The organism is Moorena sp. SIO2C4 (assembly GCF_010672485.1).
Classification (GTDB): Bacteria; Cyanobacteriota; Cyanobacteriia; order Cyanobacteriales; family Coleofasciculaceae; genus Moorena; species Moorena producens.
In genome coordinates this window covers 1-1,186 of the sequence record NZ_JAAHGN010001533.1, presented here as the reverse complement: position 1 = coordinate 1,186, position 1,186 = coordinate 1, and the positions used below count along the sequence as shown (strand labels likewise).

Annotated in this window: 1 protein-coding gene and 1 pseudogene; both read right to left on the bottom strand. The window is 41.6% G+C overall.

All coding sequences use genetic code 11. From position 1 onward, the window contains the following. Positions 1-206: pseudogene (locus tag F6K20_RS39295) on the bottom strand (VWA domain-containing protein); the annotation flags it as partial. Next, the gene (locus F6K20_RS39290) at positions 190-924 is read right to left on the bottom strand and encodes a hypothetical protein (RefSeq protein ID WP_287298562.1); all 735 of its coding nucleotides are present in this window, start codon (positions 922-924) and stop codon (positions 190-192) included. The pseudogene F6K20_RS39295 and the gene F6K20_RS39290, both read right to left, overlap by 17 nt. Between the last annotated feature and the right edge of the window lie 262 nt (positions 925-1,186).

Sequence of the window (1,186 nt, the reverse complement as noted above, 5' to 3'; positions counted from 1 at the left end):
TCTTTATCATTATTTACATAGACCTGGAAATTTTCATCGGTGAGGTTGGTGACAGGTTGGTCATATTCATTTTTGACTTGGATGCGAATTTTGACCTGTTCATCCTCAACGGTGGCATTAAGGATTTTCGCTTCTTGTGCCTGTACTCCACTAGGATAACTAAAGCAACCGGCACACAATATTAGTAAACTAAGCTTGCGGGTCAAAGAAACGATTGTAGTAGACAAAGCGATAGATTTTTTCTTCATTTTTCCCTCCTGGATAAAGGCTATTAAACGTCAAGACATGGTTATGTTTCAAAACAATATCTTCGCGGGTTTTCAAGGGTTTACCGTTAATTTCGATAGTATTGAAATGTAGGGGATTGGGAGATAAAATTGCTTGGCGCTGCTTCAGTACTATGTCTGCTACATGGAGTGGCAATCCAGGCAAATAAATATCCGAGCCTCCTTTATGGTTTACCTGTTTGACAGCAGAGCCAATTCTAATCGTGCCAGTAGCAGGTAATTGAATTGACAACCCCTCTTCGATTTCATCGGCTTTACTGTTACTGACAAATTTTAGTAGAGACTTATTGATATAGGGAAAAGGATTATTTACGGTGATCACCCCTGGCTCACTATCTTCATAGTTAGGTCCGGTGTATTCAAAACCACCACCTGCTCTCAGTGCTGCCATATAACTTGGTGAATTGGTAATGCTAAATACTAAACCTAGCACCAAGCCTAAAATCGAGAATCCTAGAGGGTCTTCAAAACCTCTGTTTTCGATCTCACTCAACAGTGGGCGGATCGATTCAAACAGTAGAGCAGCAACTAACGCTGCACCACTAGCCGCAATCATACTAGTTCTTAACCGTTCTTGGAAGCGTTTGGGATCCCCTGCTTCCACACTGCGCCACCACCAAGTCAGTCCCTCTGCCAAGCCTACTGAGCTCCCTATTAAGAGCCAACTTAGGAGTCTAATTATAATTCCTGGAATAGGAGATAATAACAGGATTTGGTAAATCACTCCAGAAATTAAACCGATGATAATTCCTAAGCCAACAGCAATCAGGATCGGAATTTTGGCAATGCGGAGGTTTAGTTTAAGTCTGGTGGGGTTACTAATAAAGATTTCATTAATTACCAGAATCGACAGGATGCGGTAATGGCTACCAAACCCGACAGTACTCCGTTAATAATCA